Annotated in this window: 2 protein-coding genes; both read right to left on the bottom strand. The window is 58.6% G+C overall.

The window, feature by feature from the left end; translation table 11 throughout:
* Positions 1 to 29 precede the first annotated feature (29 nt).
* Positions 30 to 2120 carry a recombinase family protein gene (locus tag C5L12_RS27525; protein WP_105375150.1) on the bottom strand — a complete coding sequence of 697 codons (2091 nt, stop codon included), beginning with the start codon at positions 2118 to 2120 and terminating at the stop codon, positions 30 to 32.
* Positions 2120 to 2609: hypothetical protein (locus C5L12_RS28645; protein ID WP_245423067.1), on the bottom strand; the 490-nt coding region annotated here is incomplete at its 5' end. The genes C5L12_RS28645 and C5L12_RS27525, both read right to left, overlap by 1 nt.

Raw genomic sequence — 2609 nt, 5'->3', positions numbered from 1 at the left:
CACAGTGCGCTTCATAATGCATCCCTCCATCAAATTCCGGGCAACCGGACGACTTTATCGTATTGATAATCTTCATAAAACTTGGGGCGCCGATCGACGACACCCTGCACCCCTATCCGGACGGCTTCCGAGGTTAACGCATCTACCGGAACCATCCACGGCGAGCCGGGAAGGATTTGCGTTGCAGGAAGAATTCCTCTCTGCACCAGGCTTTTGGCCGATCCCACGCAAATACCGAGTTTTTCCGCCGCTTTCATCAAGCTGATCATCGGTATCTCCACTTTGGTGGCATCATATTCGGGAATTCCCAGACGCTCGCGCATGTCACGAACACGCACGGCCGTCCAGCTCTCGCCATCACCTGTCTTGCAAAGCATTCGATTGAGGGAGACCGCGAGTTCCCGATCTGGCCAATGTCCGCCCAGTTTGCGCAGTGCTTCGACGGCCGATGGTGCGAGCTCAGCAGGATATCTTCCGGTCTTGACGCGCGCCACACGCACCTCTGTGTGCCGACCTCCGGTCCAATGGATCAACAGCACCGCCTCGTTGGTCGCATCGTCGAGATCGCAAATAATCTCCTGAACCAGGATGTGAATGAGCCGCTGCTTTGTTCTCGTCTCAGTGGAGGGCGCATTCCAGACGGTCGGGAGATCCTGAGCAAGCTGCAGGAGTCGGCCACGATCGATGACGGGGCGCGCCGCTGACAGCGCGGACAGGTCCTTGATCTTGCGCTCAAGCACGCCCACTCGTTCCAGGGCATCATTCCATCGGGCCTCCAGTTCGCGTGCAACATGCCGCTTGGCCGGGTCCACAAGCTCATACCTGCGACTAGCCAACAGCGCTTCGTAGCGTGAGCCTTCGAGGTCCCGCTCGAGTGCCGCAATGACATCTCTTCGAGACCGCTCGACTTGATCCGAGGCGAAGATTGCCGCTTCGACGGCACGATCAGACACCGCTTCCAGAATCTGGACCGCAACGGCGCGATCGACCCTGACGCCGCCAATGCCGATACAAAGGCCGACACCCACGTGTGCATCGTCGCCGCGGCACTGATAGCGATGCGCGTTGCCCTTCGCGCTGCCGTAGAAGACGCGCATCATTCGGCCACAGCGACCGCATCGCATCAGCCCGGTCAAAAGGGCACGGCCACCACGCGCTGACTTGCGATCGCAGTTCTTCTTCATGTGCGCGTTCTCGGCCAGGAGCTTGTGGTTCTCCTCGTATTCCCGCCAACTGATGTAACCTTGATGATTGTCGCGCAGCAACACGCTCCATTCATCCCGGGGTTTGCGCACCCCAGTGGCCTTGCGAGCGCGACCATCGATGATCCGCGTTCGCTGCGCGCGTCTTCCGAAGGCGTAGGCGCCTGCATAGAGTGGGTTGTGGAGAATCTGCATGACACTGTGGTACGCCGGCGCTTTCCAGACGAGCTTGCAGACGTCGACATTGCGCAGAACGACCGGCATCTTGATATCGGCCGACCGCAGCCACAAAAAGACCTGTCGTCCACTTCCCAGCTCCCGGAATTTGGCAAAGACAAGCCTGATCGTCTCAGCCACATGCTCGTCCGGGTCGATCTCGATCTTGCCCACTTCGCTCCAGCACAAGCCCGGCGGCAACATGAACCGCAGTTCCCCGCGTCCAGCCTTGGAATCGCGTGCTGCGATGCCGCGCTGACGCATCAAGCTAAGCTCATACTCCGACATCGTGCCTTTCAATCCAAGCAGCAGACGATCGTTGACGAGCCGCGGGTCATAGGCACCATCCGGATCGATGACCAGCGTACCGGCAAGTGCGCAAAGGTCGATCAGATGATGCCAGTCCCTGCCATTGCGCGCCAGGCGGGATGCCTCGATGCAATAGACCGCTCCCACATCGCCGGAGCAGACCTGTGCCACAAGCCGTTCGAATCCAGGCCGTTCCATGCTGCCTGAGCCGGAGCGGCCGAGATCGTCATCGATTACGGTCACCGATGCAAAGCCGGTCGTTGCGGCAGCTCCAGCCAGATCATACTGCCGGCGCTGACTTTCCAGATTGCCGGTGACCTGAGTCATTGTGGACTGGCGGACATAGACCACAGCGGCGCGGCCAAGATGGTCAGGCGTGATCTTCGTGTTCATCAACGCCTCCCGTCTTCGTCATTCTGTTCGCGTCCAAAGCTTCCAGCAGAAGATCCGCCAGCGCTTCCACCAACCCTTTGACGTTCTTGACCGCCGGAACCTGAAGATTTTGGCGCTCCAACTGCAGAACGAGTTGGTCGCGATTTTGATGTCGCCTGCTTCGCATCATCCTTCTCCTTCTTCCTCGAAGGACGGGATTTTGCTCCTCTTGCGTGAGTCGCGCCGAACGATGCCAGCGCCGCTGCCAATTCGTTGAGACTGGCAATGCTGATCTCAGGCAGCCCTAGCGCCATGGTAGTGCAATAGCTTTGATCGAACATCCAATTCGGCAACTCGCGGCACAGATCTGGACGCTCATCCGTGTAGATGCAGATTAAACTTTTGCCACGCCTGAACGGTGAGACCTGCACTTTCTTCCCGAACAGCGGGTGCCAAGGATAGGCAATCGTCGAATAACGGGAAACGTATGCAGAATGTCGGTAGTTGTGC

It is taken from the genome of Neorhizobium huautlense, assembly GCF_002968575.1.
GTDB lineage: Bacteria > Pseudomonadota > Alphaproteobacteria > Rhizobiales > Rhizobiaceae > Neorhizobium > Neorhizobium huautlense.
This window is presented reverse-complemented; position numbering and strand designations above follow the sequence as displayed.

Coding starts and splice junctions, on each gene's coding strand:
- C5L12_RS27525 (WP_105375150.1), bottom strand. CDS start 2,120: ATGAACACGAAGATCACGCCTGACCATCTTGGCCGCGCCGCTGTGGTC.